At 68.8% G+C, this 16,465-nt stretch carries 11 protein-coding genes and 2 pseudogenes; 12 read left to right on the top strand and 1 reads right to left on the bottom strand.

From position 1 onward, the window contains the following. Window positions 1–79: 79 nt before the first annotated feature. From ACIRRY_RS33570 to ACIRRY_RS33545, 6 genes and pseudogenes are all read left to right on the top strand, one after another. Window positions 80–154 (top strand): annotated as a pseudogene (locus ACIRRY_RS33570) (hypothetical protein); the annotation flags it as partial. A gap of 211 nt (window positions 155–365) precedes the next feature. Then, window positions 366–734 (top strand): hypothetical protein, encoded by a 369-nt coding sequence (locus ACIRRY_RS33565; RefSeq protein WP_403980205.1) that lies wholly within the window; start codon window positions 366–368, stop codon window positions 732–734. Between the two features lie 71 nt (window positions 735–805). Beyond that, window positions 806–1,555: pseudogene (locus ACIRRY_RS33560) on the top strand (sugar-binding domain-containing protein); the annotation flags it as partial. Window positions 1,556–1,809: 254 nt separating this feature from the next. Beyond that, window positions 1,810–3,261: a DUF4982 domain-containing protein gene (locus ACIRRY_RS33555; protein WP_403980202.1), complete on the top strand. Its 1,452-nt coding sequence runs from the start codon at window positions 1,810–1,812 to the stop codon at window positions 3,259–3,261. Between the two features lie 497 nt (window positions 3,262–3,758). Continuing rightward, entirely contained in the window at window positions 3,759–5,564 is a 1,806-nt protein-coding gene (locus ACIRRY_RS33550) for a RecQ family ATP-dependent DNA helicase (protein ID WP_403980198.1), read from the top strand. 380 nt (window positions 5,565–5,944) lie between these two features. After that, window positions 5,945–6,316 (top strand): hypothetical protein, encoded by a 372-nt coding sequence (locus tag ACIRRY_RS33545; protein ID WP_403980196.1) that lies wholly within the window; start codon window positions 5,945–5,947, stop codon window positions 6,314–6,316. Window positions 6,317–6,601: 285 nt separating this feature from the next. On the opposite strand, the gene ACIRRY_RS33540 is transcribed toward ACIRRY_RS33545, so the two are convergent. Further along, the gene (locus tag ACIRRY_RS33540; protein ID WP_403980193.1) at window positions 6,602–7,621 is read right to left on the bottom strand and encodes an aldo/keto reductase; all 1,020 of its coding nucleotides are present in this window, start codon (window positions 7,619–7,621) and stop codon (window positions 6,602–6,604) included. 247 nt (window positions 7,622–7,868) lie between these two features. Between ACIRRY_RS33540 and ACIRRY_RS33535 the strand changes: the two genes are divergently transcribed. The 6 genes from ACIRRY_RS33535 (at window position 7,869) to ACIRRY_RS33510 (ending at window position 16,453) form a co-directional block, all read left to right on the top strand. Continuing rightward, a complete protein-coding gene (locus ACIRRY_RS33535) occupies window positions 7,869–8,630 on the top strand; it encodes a FadR/GntR family transcriptional regulator (RefSeq protein WP_403980191.1) in 762 nt (253 codons plus the stop codon). Between the two features lie 205 nt (window positions 8,631–8,835). Beyond that, entirely contained in the window at window positions 8,836–12,045 is a 3,210-nt protein-coding gene (locus ACIRRY_RS33530; protein WP_403980188.1) for a discoidin domain-containing protein, read from the top strand. Between the two features lie 52 nt (window positions 12,046–12,097). Beyond that, entirely contained in the window at window positions 12,098–13,195 is a 1,098-nt protein-coding gene (locus ACIRRY_RS33525) for an enolase C-terminal domain-like protein (protein ID WP_403980185.1), read from the top strand. A gap of 32 nt (window positions 13,196–13,227) precedes the next feature. Further along, window positions 13,228–14,613: an ABC transporter substrate-binding protein gene (locus ACIRRY_RS33520; protein ID WP_403980182.1), complete on the top strand. Its 1,386-nt coding sequence runs from the start codon at window positions 13,228–13,230 to the stop codon at window positions 14,611–14,613. Continuing rightward, window positions 14,610–15,542, top strand: coding sequence for a carbohydrate ABC transporter permease (locus tag ACIRRY_RS33515; protein WP_403980179.1), 933 nt, complete (start codon window positions 14,610–14,612; stop codon window positions 15,540–15,542). The genes ACIRRY_RS33520 and ACIRRY_RS33515 overlap by 4 nt, the downstream gene beginning before the upstream one ends. Further along, window positions 15,539–16,453 carry a carbohydrate ABC transporter permease gene (locus tag ACIRRY_RS33510; protein ID WP_403980176.1) on the top strand — a complete coding sequence of 305 codons (915 nt, stop codon included), beginning with the start codon at window positions 15,539–15,541 and terminating at the stop codon, window positions 16,451–16,453. The genes ACIRRY_RS33515 and ACIRRY_RS33510 overlap by 4 nt, the downstream gene beginning before the upstream one ends. Window positions 16,454–16,465: the final 12 nt, after the last annotated feature.

The raw sequence follows: 16,465 nt of genomic DNA, 5'->3' as shown, positions 1-16,465 counted from the left end.
GCGATGAAGTCGTCCAGCGTACTTCCACGACACGGCCACCGGCCTCACCCGGCCCGCCCAGGAACTCGTCGGGTTCCAGCGGGTCCACCTCGCCCAAGGTGCCACCGCCACGGTCGAGTTCACGGTCCTGATGAGCCAGCTCGGCTACGTCGGCCTCGACGGCGCGTTCGTCCTGGAGCCGGGCCCTGTCGGCGTATCGGTCGGCGCCGCCTCCGACGACATCCGCACGACGGGCCGCTTCGAGATCACCGGCGACACCGTCACCCCTCGACGGCCGGCGCTCCTACCTGTCCGAGGCCGTGACACGGCAGGCGTGATCCGCCCGCGCAGACTCTCCGGCCCTCCCCCATCTGAAAGGCGCTTCCATGAAACGGCAGATGTCGGTCCTCTCCCTACTGCTGCTCTTCTTCGTGTTCATGGCCGGTATCGGCGCGTCCATCGCCGCCGGAGAGGTGTTGGAGGGCGCCGCGAAGTATCTGGTCACCGCGGGCGGGACGGTCGGCGCGTTCGTGACGAGCACCGTCCTCATGAAGCAGCGGCGGGTGCGGGACTTCCTCGGCTCCAGGCCGGTGCTGTGGTTCCTGTTCCTGTTCAACGCCGGTGTCGCCGCGGGCTGTTACTTCCTCCTCGACGGCGTGAAGGGCATCGCTGCCACCGCCGGCATGGGCCTCGTCTCGCTCGGGGCGGGCGCCGGCCTCCTCAAGAGCCCCAGGAAGAAGCCGGCCCACGCCTGAGGCACGCTTCGCCGGGCTCGACGGCATCCGGCCCTCCGTAACTCTCGGACCACGAACGACAAGAGAGACAGATGATCCGCACCTCCTTCAACGGCAACTGGGAGACCCGGCGCAAGGTCAATCCCTTCGCCGAACTCTCCGGCCCCGTCGCCCCGTTCACTCCCGTCACCCTGCCCCACGACGCGATGATCGGCCAGGACCGAGTCCCGCCGGACGGCGGGACGACCATGGAAGGAGGGGCGGGCGCCTACTTCCCGGGCGGCGTCCACGAGTACCGCAAGAATTTCTTCGTTCCCGAGGACCTACGCGGCAATCGCGTCTTCATCGCGTTCGAAGGGGTCTACCGCGACGCCACCGTTCACATCAACGGTGACTACGCGGGTCAACGCCCTTACGGATACTCCCACTTCACCGTCGCCATCGATCCCTACCTGCGCTACGGCCAGGAGAACGAGATCCGCGTGGAGGCCCGCGCTCACCAGGATTCCCGCTGGTACACCGGCGCCGGCATCTACCGCGACACCTGGATGCTGGTCGGCGGTCTCGTGCGCATCGCACCCGACGGCATCCGCGTCACCACCCTCGACGTCGACGCCGGCCAGGCGGTCGTCGAGGTCGCGACCCGCCTGCACAACGACTCGATCGCGATCCGCACCCTCGACCTCACCGCCGTGCTGACCGGCCCCGACGCCGGGACGGAGACCGTGGGCACCACCAAGGTCACGTTGCTGCCCGGGCGGGAAACGACGGTCCGGCAGCGGCTGTACGTACGCGACGCCCGGCTCTGGGGTCCCGACACCCCTCACCTCCACACCGCCCGGATCACCCTCGCCGAGGGCGGCGCCCTCGTGGACAGCGACCGCACCGCATTCGGTATCCGTGTCCTCCAGCTCGACCCCGACAACGGACTGCGCCTGAACGGGCAGACCGTCAAACTGCGCGGCGCCTGCGTGCATCACGACAACGGCCCCCTGGGCGCCGCCACTTACGCGCGTGCGGAGGAACGTCGTGTCGAACTCCTCAAGCAGGCCGGCTTCAACGCCATCCGGATCTCCCACCAGCCGATGGCCGGGCCATGCTCGACGCCTGCGATCAGCACGGTGTTCTCGTCGTCGACGAAGCCTTCGACGTGTGGACCTCCGCCAAGAGCGGCTTCGACTACAGCCTCAACTTCCCCGAGTGGTGGGAGCGCGATCTGGAGTCCATGGTCGCCAAGGACTACAACCACCCCAGCGTCATCATGTACTCGATCGGCAACGAGATCCCCGAGGCCGGATCCGCCGTCGGCGCGGCCTGGGGCCGCCGCCTCGCCGAGAAGATCCGCTCCCTCGACTCCAGCCGGTACGTCACCAACGGCATCAACAACATGCTCGCCGTCATGTCCGAGTTCGCGGCCCAGAGAAAGAAGCAACCGAAGGAGAAGGCCGACGGCGACGGAGCCGGCATCAACACCCTGATGGCGGACGCGGGCGACATGATGAACGCCGTCAGCGCGTCCGACCTCGTCACCGAGCGCACGGCCGAGTCCTACGGCGTCCTCGACATCGCCGGCATGAACTACTCCGACAGCCGCTACGCCATGGACCGGGAGCTCTTCCCCGGCCGGATCATCCTCGGCACGGAGACCTTCCCCTCCCGCATCGACCGCTACTGGGCGCAGGTGCGCCAACACAGCCACGTCATCGGCGACTTCACCTGGACCGGCTGGGACTACCTCGGCGAAGTCGGCATCGGCCGCCCGCAGTACGCCGACGACCGGAACTCCAGGCCCAGCCACACCGCCCCCTACCCCTACCTCCTCGCAGGCTGCGGCGACATCGACATCACCGGCCACCGCCGCCCCGTCTCCTACTACCGCGAGATCGTCTTCGGCCTGCGCGGCGAGCCGTACATCGCCGTCCAACGACCGGAGACCTACGGCAGGACGTTCATCGGGAGTCCCTGGTCCTGGAGCGACAGCATCGCCAGTTGGACCTGGACCGGCGCCGAGGACGCACCCGTCACCGTCGAGGTCTACAGCGACGCCGACGAGGTCGAACTCCTTGTCAACGGACGGTCGGCGGGGCGCGGGCCCGCGGGCGCCGAGCACCGTTTCCGCGCCGAGTTCACGGTGCCCTACGAGCCGGGCCGCGTTGAGGCGATCGCCTACCGCGACGGCAGGGAGACAGGCCGCTGGGCGCTGGCGACCGCCACCGGAGCCGTGCGGCTGACGGCAGCAGCCGACCGGCGAACCGTCCGGGCCACCACTGGTGACCTCGCCTATGTGTCCCTCACCTTGACCGATCCGGCGGGAACCTGCTGGACCGGCGCCGACCGCACAGTGCACATCGACGTGTCCGGCGCGGGCGAACTGATCGCCTTGGGCAGCGCCGATCCCCAGTCCCTCCAGAGATTCGACGCCGCCGAGCGACTCACCTACGACGGCCGCGCTCTGGCCATCATCCGTCCCACCGGCTCCGGCACGATCCGCGTCCGGGCGACCGCCGAGGGATGCGAGCCGGTCGAGAGCGTCATCGCCGTCGAGTAGAGAGCGCGGTGCCGCAGACCCCCCACTGCTTCAGCAGCGGAAGAACCACTGGTCATCGAGCGCAGCCTGCGCCATGAGCGGCGAGACCCTACATCGATTTGGGCCTTGCGGCTGATGACGTAATTTCACAGGCCGTGTCGTTGTACCGGTGTCGCATGCGGCATCACCGTGAGACCAGCGCGTGGGACCTTGTAGGCAACGGCTGTAGGGCGGGACAGCGGTGAACAGGGGCGCACGTTCATCGGCGTACACGGACAGGAGTGCCGGGACAATCGGCAGCGGATATCCGTACGGCAGGCCGGGCACGCCGAGCGAGCCCGGCGTGAACCATGTCGACGGTGTCGCGATCGAGGCGGTGCCGGAGCGTGCCGGTGGGCACTGCGAGCGTCCCGTGGGGATCTCGATATGGGCGACCCCGTCGCGTGAGGCGATATCCCGGCGAACCGGGGTAGCCGCCAGACACACGGCGATCGGACGCCCGTCCTTCAAGGAGAACGATGCTCACACTCACGTCCCGTCGTCTGCGCGGCACCGCCCGTCGGGTCTTCGGCTGGCAGCACTTGCGTCCGGCCCAACTGACCGCGATGAAAGCCGTGTTGAAGGGGCGTGACGTGCTCGCCGTCATGCCGACCGGTGCGGGCAAGTCCGCCGTGTACCAGGTGCCCGCGGTCCTGCTCGGCGGTCCGGTCGTGGTCGTCTCACCGCTGATCGCGCTTCAGCGGGACCAGATGCAGAGCCTCCTCGGATCCGGCGCGCTGCGCGCCGCCGCCATCAACTCCGCGCAGCGCCAGAGCGACAACGAGACGGCATGGGCCCGTATCAGCGCCTCCTCCGTCGACGTGGTCTTCCTCGCTCCTGAGCAGCTCGCCAAGCCCGACGTCACCGACCGGCTCGCCGCCGTACGGCCCCGGCTGCTGGTGGTGGACGAGGCACACTGCGTGTCGTCCTGGGGACACGACTTCCGGCCGGACTACCTGCGGCTGCGCCACGCGCGCGAGCGCCTCGGCAACCCGCCGGTGCTCGCCCTGACTGCGAGCGCGGCGGCACCGGTACGACGGGACATAGCCGAACGGCTCGGCATGAACGACCCGGTGGAGATAGTGGCCGGCTTCGACCGTCCCAACATCCACCTGGAGGTGTCTGCCTTCCAGGACGCAGCCGCCAAGGAGCGGTTCGTCGTGGAGCGGGCGGCCGTCGAGGAGAAGCCGGGAATCCTGTACGCGGGAACGCGGAAGGCGGCGGACAGTTATGCCGCGCAGTTGAGCGACCTCGGGCTCGCCGCCGCGAGCTACCACGCGGGCCTCTCGGCATCCGAACGTCGGCAGACCCAGGACCGGTTCAGCTCCGGTGAACTCGACGTTGTTGTGGCCACCTCTGCGTTCGGGATGGGCATCGACAAGGCCAACGTGCGGTTCGTGCTGCACGCGTCCGTCCCCGGCTCGCTCGACGCGTACTACCAGGAGATCGGCAGGGCCGGCCGCGACGGCGCACCGGCCAGGGCGATCCTCGCCTACCGCCCGCAGGATCTGGGCCTGCAACGCTTCTTCGCCGCCGGGGCACCCGACGCCGACGCGCTGCGACGCGTCGCCGAGCGGCTGCGCGGCGAGGCGGGCGCCGTGAGCGCGACCCGGCTCCGGGCCTCCTGCGAACTCAGCGCGACGGCACTGTCCGCCGTACTGAACCTGCTGGAGGAGGTCGGGGCCGTCCGTACCGGACGGGACGGCAGCCGCTTCACCGGCGTGGTCGACGCCGACGGCGCCTCCGCGGAAGACGACGTCGACACCGCTGTGCGGAGAGCGCTCGCCCGCCACGCGACGCACCGCAAGCTCGAACAGTCCCGGGTCGACATGATGCGCGGCTACTCCGAGACGACCGACTGCCGGCGACGGTTCCTCCTCGGATACTTCGGCGACTCCGCCCCCGTCCCCTGCGGAGCGTGCGACAACTGCACGGACCCGGCGGCCAAACCCGCGCACGGGTTGAGGCGCAAGCGCTCCGGGAAGTCCGGACGGTCGTACAACTCCGCCGCATGGCAGCGTCGGTGGATCCGGGCCGGTGCGCGCGCGGACGCCTCAGCGGGTGCCGTCCGAGCCGCGGAGCCGGCCGCACGTCCCGCGACGGACGAGCACGCCTACCTGCCGGGCGTCCGTGTGCGCCATGACCAGTGGGGCGAGGGCGAGGTCATGAGCGAGGGCGACGGCAAGATCACCGTCCTGTTCGAGTCGGTCGGCTATCGCACCCTGTCGCTGGCCGTGGTGACGGACAAGCAGTTGCTCGTCGCCTTGCCCGACGCACCGCGCTGACACCGGCCCCGCGAGTCCGAGGCGAAGAGATGCGGGCTCTGTCACAGATCTTGGGGAGTCGTCGCGGGGCGTCGCCTCGGTGCTCGGTGGCGGGGGGGGCGGCGTCGTATGAGTCCGCGTACGGGAAAGGTGCCGCAGACCCGTGACGGTCGGCCGTCACACTCGGCTCCGTCGTCAGGGCGATCGGGCCCGGCCATGAAGCGGGGCGGAGGCGGGGGAAGCGGTGTGCCGTGGGTGGTGCCCAGGTGCATGCCTCCGGGCACCACCGTTCGGCGAGGTGAAGGGCCGGCGTGCTGCCGGGTCAGGTCAGTGCCTTACGGATGGCGGCTTCGACCTGTTTGGCGGCGTTGGCGTGGCCGGCGGCGTTGGGGTGCACAAGGGTGGCGCGCTTCCCGTCGGAACTGCTCAGCGCCCAGGCCGGCATCCTGGAGCACAATGTCTCCGCCGAGCTGGCCGCGAAGTACAAGCGGGGTGCCCACGACGGTCTCGCCGGTCTGGCCGGCATGCTGCGGGAGATCCTCCCCGAGCTCGACGACCGCGAGGCGGCCGAGGCGGCCGAAGCGGCCGAAGCGGCCAGCATGACCATCGTCCTCGTCGGAGCCCTGTGGACCCACAGCCACCCGGCGGACGCCGTCCGCACCGCCTACGCCACCGACCCGAGCCTCGTGTTCCTCCGCACGCCCTTCGCCGCGACGCTCGAGCGCGCGATCACGATCTATCTGATCGGCCTGCTGTCCGACTCCGACCGGTGACCCTCACAACCCGCTGACGCGCTCCCGCATCCGGTCCCGGAACGACTGGGCTGCCTCGCCGGCGGCGATCCGCAGAGGTGGTCCGCAGCGGTGGTCCGATGCCCACGGTGACGGGTGGGCCGTTCCGGGTGGGGATTCTCGTGCCTCGCGGTAGGGCGGGGAGCGTGCCGTGCAGGGCGATGGGACGGCGGGCCAGCAGGTCCCGGGCGACGGTGTTGCCCTGGTGGCGGACGCCGCCGCGCCGCGCGGGAAACGCGCCGAACGAGACGGTCCGTTCACAGACGCTCAGTTCGGTTGCGTAGCCGCCTCCGCGCCCAGGGCACCGGACGTGCCGTCGAACCGATCCGCAGCCGCCGCGTCAAGGTTCACCCACGCCTCCCGTGTCAGATCGGCGCCGGCCCAGCGCGCGGCGGACCCGACCTCCTCAGGGGTGCGGAACCCCGCGACCACACAGGCCACCCCGGGTTCGCGCAGCGGAAACCGCAGGGCGGCGTGCGGGAGTACGGTGCCGTGTCGCGCGGAGATCTCGGCGAGGAGCCGGGCGCGGCGCAGTGCCGAATCCGGTACGGGGCCGTAGTCGAAGGTGGCGTCACTCGCGGGGTAAGTGCGGCTGAGGAGGCCGGAGTTGAAGGGGGCGGCGGCGACCACCGCGACCCCGCGTTCGGCGCACGCGTCCAGCAGCGGGCGAGCGGTGCGGTCGAGCAGGGTCCACCGTCCGGCCACCATCACGGCGTCGACGTCCGCCTCCGCGACGACGCGCAGCAGCGGGGCGACCGTGTTCATGCCGACGCCGACGGCACCGACGACACCTTGGTCGCGCAGGGCCGTCAACGCCGGCAGGGCCTGGCCGAGGGCCGCGTCCAGGTGATCGTCGGGATCATGGACGTAGACGATGTCCACGTGGTCCAGTCGCAGGCGGTCCAGGCTGCTTTCCAGGCTGCGCAGTACGCCGTCCCGTGAGTAGTCGGGGCGGCGGACCAGCGTGTCCGGTACGGCGAAGCCTCCTGCCGCCAGGTCGGATCCGGTGGGGGCCGGGTGGGGTTCCAGCAGCCGGCCGACCTTGGTGGAGACGGTGAACTCCGTACGTCGGCGATGGGCGAGGGCATCGCCGAGCCGCCGTTCGGACAGTCCGAGGCCGTAGTGCGGGGCGGTGTCGAAGTAGCGCACCCCCACGTCCCAGGCGGCGTCGAGGGTGGCCCGCGCCTGGTCGTCGTCGATCGGACCGTGGAGGTTGCCGATGGGGGCGGCACCGAATCCCAGTGTGCTGACCTGGACGCTCGTACGACCGAGTGGGCGTGCCCTCACGAGGTTCCCGCTTCCGCGGCCCTCGCCGCATAGAGAAGGATCTGCTTCATCTGGCAGGCAGGACCTTAAGGATGGGATCCATTTCACGCAACACCTCGACAGAAGTGCGTAGTTAATGAGATTTTGTCAGGATACCCGCAGGACTTCAGACCGAGATGTGTCCGATCTCTTCCCAACTCCCCACCGCAGTGCCATATTGGCCACGAAAATGAACCTGATTCATCCGTGAAGCAAGAGGGGACTCGCCTTGGGCGACTCAACACCGGCCTACCGTCCGGGATATGAGCTGGTCGCGGAGCAACTGCTGGAGTACATCGCCCAGCAGAACCTGCGGCCCGGCGACCGCCTCCCCACCGAACAGGGCCTGGCCGAGATCCTGGGAGCATCCCGCAACGTCACCCGCGAGGCCGTGAAGGTCCTGGCCGCCATCGGCCGGCTCCAAGTGCGGCGCGGCGCGGGCATCTTCGTCGCCGCCTCGGTCGGCGGGCTGCTGGACGACGAGTTCTCGCACTTCCGGCCGACCGGCATGGAAGACGTCCGGATGCTCCTGGACTACCGCAAGGTGATCGAGTCGGAGACAGCGCGTCGTGCCGCCTCGCACGCCACCCCGATCGAGGTCCGGGCCATACGGGAGAGCGCGGAGAGTTCCCTGACCGCGGCCTCGATGAACGACGTCGACACCTTCGCCAAGGCCGACGCCGCCTTCCACGACGCGGTGGGCGCCGCCTCGCACAACGTGTTCCTGAGGGCGAGCGTCGCCGGTGTGCGGCGCCTGGCCTCCCAGTCCGACGTACTGCTCTTCCACGGTGACGTGCCCGGATCGCTGGAGGTCGCCGCCCATCAGCATGTGGCCATAGCGGAGGCGGTCGCCGCGGGGGCGGCCGATCTCGCCGAGCGGCTGATGGTGGAACACATCGCCACCACCCAGAGCCAGTTCGAGAACAAGATTCGCGACCGGCTGTTCAGTCCCGGGGCTCAACCGCCCTCCCCGGAGACGCCGGCCTCGTAACCCGGCCGGCCCCGTGTGTGCCCCAGCACAGCGATCGGGCCGCCCGATGCCCTGCAAGTCCCGGTGGACGACCGGGACTTGCAGGTAACAACCTCCCTCAGGCGATTGGATCCGTGTGTCTCATCCGTCTGCGCGCAGGGGCGCCTCCACGCCGCCGCGAAGAAGATTCCCCTCCGCCTTCACGGCCGCCTTCACGGTGGCCACGGTGGCGGCAGCCCTGCTGAACGCCGTACCGGCCCAGGCCGCTCCCCCGCAGCCGGACCTCAATGTCTATGTCTCCCCGACCGGCCGTGACGTGGGCTCGGGTACCGCCGCTCACCCCTTCAAGACGCTCGACCACGCGCGGGACTACGTACGCGACGTCAAGCAGAAGGCCAAGGGCGACATCCATGTCCGGCTCCTGTCCGGTACCTACCAGCTCAGCCGTACGTTCGCCCTGACCGCCCGGGACTCCGGCACCAACGGCCACCGGATCTTCTACGAGGCCGCCCCCGGCGCGCACCCGGTGATCAGCGGCGGCAAGCAGATAACCGGCTGGGTTCCGGCCGACAGCGCGGGACAGGTCTACAAGGCCAAGGTCGGCGACATCGACACCCGACAGCTTTACGTGGACGGCGAGTTGGAGACCCGGGCGCGCAGCGGCAAGAACCCCGGCGGCTTCGGCCAGACCTCGACCGGCTACGCCTTCACCGACTCCAGCCTCAACTCCTACAAGCGTCCCTCGGACCTGGAGGTCGTCAGCTCCTGGGGCTGGAAGCTGATGCGCTGCCCCGTGCAGTCGATCGCCGACAACAAGATGACGATGCAGCAGCCCTGTTGGCACAACGCGCATCTCCAGCAGGGCCAGGAGATCCAGAACCCGACCTGGCTGGAGAACGCCCGCGAGCTGCTGGACACACCCGGTGAGTGGTACCTGGACAAGGGCGCGGGCGAGATCTACTACATGCCCAAGTCCGGCCAGAACCTGTCCACTTCGACCGTCACCGTGCCGCAGGTGCAGGATCTGGTGGACCTCGACGGCACCCGAGCCGCCCCGGTCGGCAATGTCTCCTTCCAGGGCATCACCTTCTCCTACTCCACCTGGCTCGCGCCCAGTTCGTCCGAGGGCCTCATCGAGGGCCAGGCCGGTTTCCGGATGGTCGGCAACGACCCCGACTTCGACGCGACCCGTCTGAAGTGGCAGAAGACTCCGGGTGCCGTCAACGTCGACTACGGCCACGGGATCGGCTTCGAGGGCAACACCTTCACCCATCTCGGCGCGGTCGGGCTGAACTTGAACACCGGCACGCAGGGCACCGACATCACGGGCAACGTCTTCCGCCAGATCGCCGCGACCGGCGTCCAGATCGGCGGGGTCGACGTGATCGACGCCCACCCCGACGACCCCCGGGACATCACCAAGGACACCCGGGTCGCCAACAACGTGGTCACCAAGGTCGCCGACCAGTACAACGGCTCCGTCGGCATCCTGACCGGCTACACCGACCACACCACCATCACCCACAACAAGGTCTACGACCTGCCCTACACCGGCATCTCCGTCGGCTGGGGCTGGGGCCTCACCGACCAGGGCGGCGACACCAACTACCCGGGAAACCTGGGCGTTCCGATCTGGGACACCCCCACGACCAGCCGTGACACCAAGGTCACGGACAACGAGATCTACGACATCATGAAGTCGCAGGCCGACGGCGGCGCCATCTACACACTGAGCTCCAACCCCGGCGGTGTGGTGTCCGGCAACTACATCCACGGCACCCCGCCGCCCGCCTACGGCGCGATCTACCACGACGAGGGCAGCCGGTACTGGACGAACACCGGCAACGCCCTGTGCGACGTCGCCTACCAGTGGCTGTTCCTCAACCACGGCCTGGACATCAAGGCCACCGGCAACTACACCACCCAGCCCGCCTTCTCCACCCAGGCCAACAGCACGGGCAGCACCATCAGCGGCAACACCACCGCGGGTTCCTGCGCCCAGTTGCCGGCCTCCATCGTCAACAACGCGGGCCTGCAAGCGAGTTACCGCCACCTCGACCCGGGCCCGGCCGTCACCGACCACAAGTCGCCCAGCAGGCCCGGTACTCCGAGCGCGGTCACCGACTTCCCGACGATCGCGGACCTCACCTGGGCCGCGTCCACCGACGACACGGCCGTCACCGGCTACTCCGTCTACCGCGACGGCAAGCTGGTCAGCGCCACGGGCACCAACTCGGTACGTCTCCCGGGCCTGACCGCCGGAAAGACGTACACCTTCAAGATCACCGCCCGTGACGCCGCGGGCAACGAGTCCCAGCCCAGCCAGACGCTCAAGGTCACCATGCCGTCCGGCTCCGACCTCGCGCTGAAGAAGTCGATCACCGCCTCGTCGTACTCCGAGGACAACACCCCGGCCAAGGCGGTCGACGGCGACCTCTCCACCCGCTGGGCGCAGGGCCTCGGCCTGCCCGACCCGTCCTGGATCCAGGTCGATCTGGGTGCGTCGTACGACGTGAACGGCGCGATCACGACCTTCGAGAAGGCCGGCGGATACAAGTACGGCATCGAGGTCTCCCCCGACGAGGTCCACTGGACGATCCTCGCGGACCGCACCGCCGCGAACACCACGACGGCGACCGACTACGTCCACACGGACACCCCGGTCGCGGGCCGCTTCGTCCGACTGACCGTCACCGGCTCCAACTGGAACGGCGGCAGCATCTACGACTTCCAGGTCTACGGCACCCCCAGGACCGTCACGGACCACACGGCCCCGACCGCCCCGGGACAGCCCACGGTCAAGCCGCTGCTGCCCAGCCTGGTGGACGTCGACTGGCCCGCGGCCACTGACAACACCGGTGTGACCAGTTACGTCGTCTACCAGGACGGCAAGCGGATCGGTGTCACCGACGCCACCAGCCTGCGGGTCTCCGGTCTGACCGCCGGCACGCAGTACTCCTTCACCGTCGTGGCACGGGACGAAGCGCTGAACGCCTCGGCCCCGAGCAAGGCGGCGGTCGTCACCACCCCGGCCGACAACGACCTGGCCCTGAACAGAACGGCGACCTCGTCCTCCGAGTCGGACGGCTACGCCCCCGCGAAGGCGGTCGACGGCGATCTGTCGACCCGCTGGGCGCAGGGCCTGGGACTGCCCGACCCGTCCTGGATCCAGGTCGACCTCGGCAAGGACACCGCCGTCTCCACCGTGGTCACCACCTTCGAGTTGACGAGCGGCTACAAGTACCGCCTGGAGTACTCCACCGACGGCCAGAGCTGGTCCACGTTCGAGGACCACACCGCCCAGAGCACCAGTGCGCAGACCAACTACGCCTTCGCCGGCACCCCGGTCACCGCGCGCTATCTGCGTCTGACCGTCACCGGTTCCAGCGGCAACGGCGGCAGCGTCTACGCGCTCCAGGCGTACGGCGGCTTCTGAGCCCCGCCCGCTTCCCAGCCAAAACGTTTCCCTACAGAAGACGAAAGCCAGGATGAAGATCACCCATGTCGAAGTACACCGGATCGATGTTCCGGCAGCCGCTCCGCCCTTCCGCTGGCGCGACGGGCTGAGCGGAAGCGCTCCGGTGGGCGACGGCGCGGTCCTGCACATCGGGACGGACGAGGGGGCCGAAGGAGTCGCGGTGTTCGCCCGTCCGGGCGCCCACCTCGTCCTGCGGGACCTGGTGGACCGGGTCTTCCGCGAGGAACTGCTCGGAGCCGACCCGTTCCAGCGGGAATGGCTGTGGCATCGGGTGTGGGAGCTGGACCGTATCCACGAACTCCCGCTCCCCACCCTGGGGTTGATCGACATCGCCCTGTGGGACCTGGCCGGCCGCTACTACGGCGAACCGGTCTGGCGCCTGCTCGGCGGTTTCCGGGACGCCATCCCCGCCTACGCCTCCACCTCGACGTTCGCGAGCATCGCGGAGTTCCTCGACGTGGCGGACCAGTGTGTGGCCCTGGGGTATCGCGGGATCAAACTGCACGCCTGGGGCGACGCCCGCCGCGACGCGGAACTGTGCCTGGCCCTGCGCGAGCACGTCGGTCCGGGCGTCCCGCTCATGTACGACGGTTCGGCGGGCTTCGACCTGCCGGACGCGATCCGGCTGGGGCGGGCGCTCTCCGAGGCCGACTACCTCTGGTACGAGGAGCCGATCCGCGAGTTCAGCATCTCGGCCTATCAGCGGCTCGCCGAGACCGTCGACGTACCGCTGCTGGTGGCGGAGACCTCCGACGGCGCGCACATGAACGCGGCGGACTTCATCCGGTCCGGCGCCGCCACCTTCGGTGTCCGGGCCGGCACCACCCTCCGGGGCGGCATCACCGGCGCCCTGCGCACCGCGCATCTCGCCGACGCCTACCGGCTGCGCGCCGAGGTGCACGGTTCGGACATCCCCAACCACCACCTGTGCATGGCCATCTCCAACACCACCTACTACGAGTCCCTGGTGACCTCGGTGAACGTCGTCCGAGAGCGCCATGTGGACGACCAGGGCCTGGTGCACGCCCCCACGGGGCCCGGCATCGCCCTTCCCCTCGATTTCGGCTACGGCGGCGCACTTCTGCCGTTCGTCGAGCAAGCGCGCTGAGCGGCGCGAGAACAGAAAGGCAAGGCAAGACGATGGAGTCTTCCCGATCTCCGAGAACCGGCCGGCGTCACTCGCTGCTCCGCGCGGCGGCCGTCACGCTGTCCCTGGCCACCGCGGCCGCCCTGGCCGGCTGTGCCGGCGCCGACACCACCACCCCTTCCTCCTCCGGCACTTCGGCGTTCAAGCCGGCCACGCAGAAGGCGGGTTCGCAGATAACGGTGTGGGCCGACTCGACCAGGCTGCCGTCGGTGCAGGCCTACCAGAAGTCGCACCCCGACGTGAAGATGAAGATCGTCACGTACGACGGCGGCGCCGACGGTTCGACGTATCTCCAGTCGAAGGTGCAGCTGTTCGACCGGACCGGCAGCGGCTGGCCGGACGTGGTGTTCGGCAATCCGACCGACGTGACCTGGGCGTCGGAGGCGACCAAGCCCGGCGCGCAGCCCTTCGCCGCGCCGCTGGACGAGAAGCTCGTACCGCAGACCACCCTGGACGGCTTCGCCAAGGGCTCGCTGACGCCCTGTCAGTTCAACGGCCACACCTACTGCATGCGCAATGACATCGCGCAGGTCCTCCTCTGGTACAACAAGTCCCTCATGGACAAGTGGGGTTACAAGGTCCCCGCGACATGGCAGGAGTACGAGGCCCTCGGCAAGAAGGTCGCCAAGGAGCACCCGGGCTATCTCGTCGGCTCGGTCGGCGACACCAACTCCCATGAGTCGTACTTCTGGTCGGGCCAGTGCCCCGCGTTCGACCTGGTGAAGCCGGACACCCTGCGCACCGACCTCTCCGATCCGAAGTGCACGCGGATGGCGACGCTGCTGGACAACCTGATCAGCGCCAAGGCGGTCGCCACCCAGGGCTTCTTCAGCCAGGGCTTCGCGAAGAACAGCGGCTCCAAAGTCCTTATGGCGTACGGCCCTTCGTGGTACGGCCAGTATCTGTTCAAGACCGGCTTCAAGACCCCGGCCAAGCAGATCGCCGCGGCATCTCCGCTGACCTGGCAGGGCGAGAGCACGGCCGCCACGGGCAACGTCGGCGGCGGTGTGTGGATGGTGTCCTCGCACAGCGCCAACCTCAAGGCGTCCTCGGACCTGGTCACTTGGCTGACCACCTCCGACGAGAACCAGGCCGCCGCGCCCACCTACCCGGCGTACACGCAGGCCGCGAAGGCGTGGCTGGCGAACCCCGCCAACAAGGACTACTTCGCCAATGACGTGAGCGGGCCGTTCGAGCAGGCCGCGAACGAGGTGTGGACCGGCTGGTCGAACACCAGGTTCTCGGACTCCACCGCCTGGTCCAGCGTCGTCCTCCCGGCGCTGACCGCCGGAAAGAGCCTGACGGAGACGCTGCCCGCCTGGCAGCAGGAGATCGCCGGCGAGGCAAAGACCCAGGGCTACAAGGTGGTCGATCAGTGACCTTGCTGGAGACCGAGCGCGTCACCGCCTCCACCGTGCGCCGCGGCACCACGCCGCGGCGCACGGGCCGCGGTCGCGCGGGCTACTTCTTCGTCGCCGGGTACGCGGTGCTGCTGCTCGCGTTCGGCGTCTTTCCCACCGGGTACGCGTTCTATCTGTCGCTCACCAACGACCGGGGCCAGTTCACCGGGGTCAACCAGTTCGTGAAGGTCGTCCAGGACTACCGCTTCGTCCCGGCCTTCACCCACATGCTGGTCTATCTGGTCATGTGGCTGGTGACCCTGGTCGTCGTGGTCGTGCTGACCGCCGTGATCCTGCGCAGCCGGGTGCGTCCGGGCACCTCGGCGCTCTTCCGCTTCCTCTACTACATCCCCGGCGCCCTCGCCGGAGTGGCGAGCGTGCTGGTCTGGCTGTTCATGCTGGACCCCGATGTCAGCCCGGTGTCACGGCTGTTGACCGCCCTGGGGTTCAAGACCTTCGCCGCCGTCCTGGCGCCCGGCAACCTGCCACTGGTCCTGATGCTGATCGCCTTCTGGACCGGCGCCGGTGGCTGGATGGTCGTGATGTACGGGGCGTTGAACAACATCCCCGACGAGGTGCTGGAAGCGGCCCGCATGGACGGCGCGGGCCCGTGGCGCACCGCCTGGCACATCCAGATACCCATGATCCGGCAGTGGATCGTCTACATGACGATCATGGCCTTCGCGACGGGCACCCAGCTGTTCGTCGAACCCCAACTCCTCCAGACGGCCAGCCTCGGCAGGGTGAGTCCCACCTGGTCGCCGAACCAACTCGCGTACGTCTACGCCTTCCAGCAGGGCGACTTCAACGGCGCCGCCGCCATCTCCGTCGTCCTCCTGGCCGTGGGCCTCCTCGTCGCCGGTCTGCTGGTCGCCCGCTCGAACCTGTTCACGTTGGACGAGAAATGACACAGACGACTCTCTTCCTGACGGCCGTGAGGCGACGCGTCCACCCGTCAAGGAGCCTCCCCTTCCTGGTAGTCGGCCTCCTCCTGGCCTTCCTCCTCGTCTTCTTCGTGCTGCCGGTGATCTGGCTGCTGCTGGCCCCGTCGAAGACGGCCGGCGAAGTGGTGCGGGACAACCCGCTCTCCTTCGGCTCGTTCCACCAAATAGGCACGGCCTGGCGGCACTTGTTCGCCTTCCAGGACGGCGCCATGTCGAGATGGCTGCTCAACTCGGCCATCTACTCGGGCGGTTCACTCGTCCTGACGCTGGCCGTCAGTGTCCCGGCCGGGTACGCGCTGGCGCTGACGAAGTTCCGGGGGCGCAAGACGCTCCTGGTGATCACCCTGGTCGCCATGATCATGCCGCAGGCCACCCTGGTGCTGCCGATCTTCCTGGAGCTCAACCGCTTCCATCTCATCGGCACCGTCTGGTCGTTGATCCTCCCCTTCTCCTTCTATCCGTTCGGCGTGTACCTGGTCTACATCTACTTCGGGAGCAGCCTCCCCAGGGACCTGCTGTCCGCCGCGCGCATCGACGGCTGCACGGAGTGGCAGCTCTTCGCCCGCATCGCCCTCCCGCTCGCCAAGCCGGTGGTCGGACTGGTCGCGTTCTTCAGCTTCGTCGGCAACTGGAACAACTTCTTCCTGCCGTATCTCGTGCTGCCGAACAGCGAGCAGTTCCCCGTCCAGGTGGGCCTGAACCAACTCCTCACCTCCACACCGTCGTTCAACCCCGTCGCCGGCGCGGGACTGAACATCACCATCCCCGAACTCGCCCTGGCCATCGTCATCGCCATCCTCCCCGTACTGGTGCTCTTCCTCTTCTCGCAGCGCACGCTGGTGTCCGGGATGCTCGCCGGATCGAGCAAGGAATGACCGGCGCTCCGC

Origin of the sequence: Streptomyces sp. NPDC101776, from assembly GCF_044766845.1 — a bacterium.
Lineage (GTDB): Bacteria > Actinomycetota > Actinomycetes > Streptomycetales > Streptomycetaceae > Streptomyces.
Note: the sequence above shows the minus strand (reverse complement) of the source record. Positions and strands in the feature narration are given on the sequence as shown.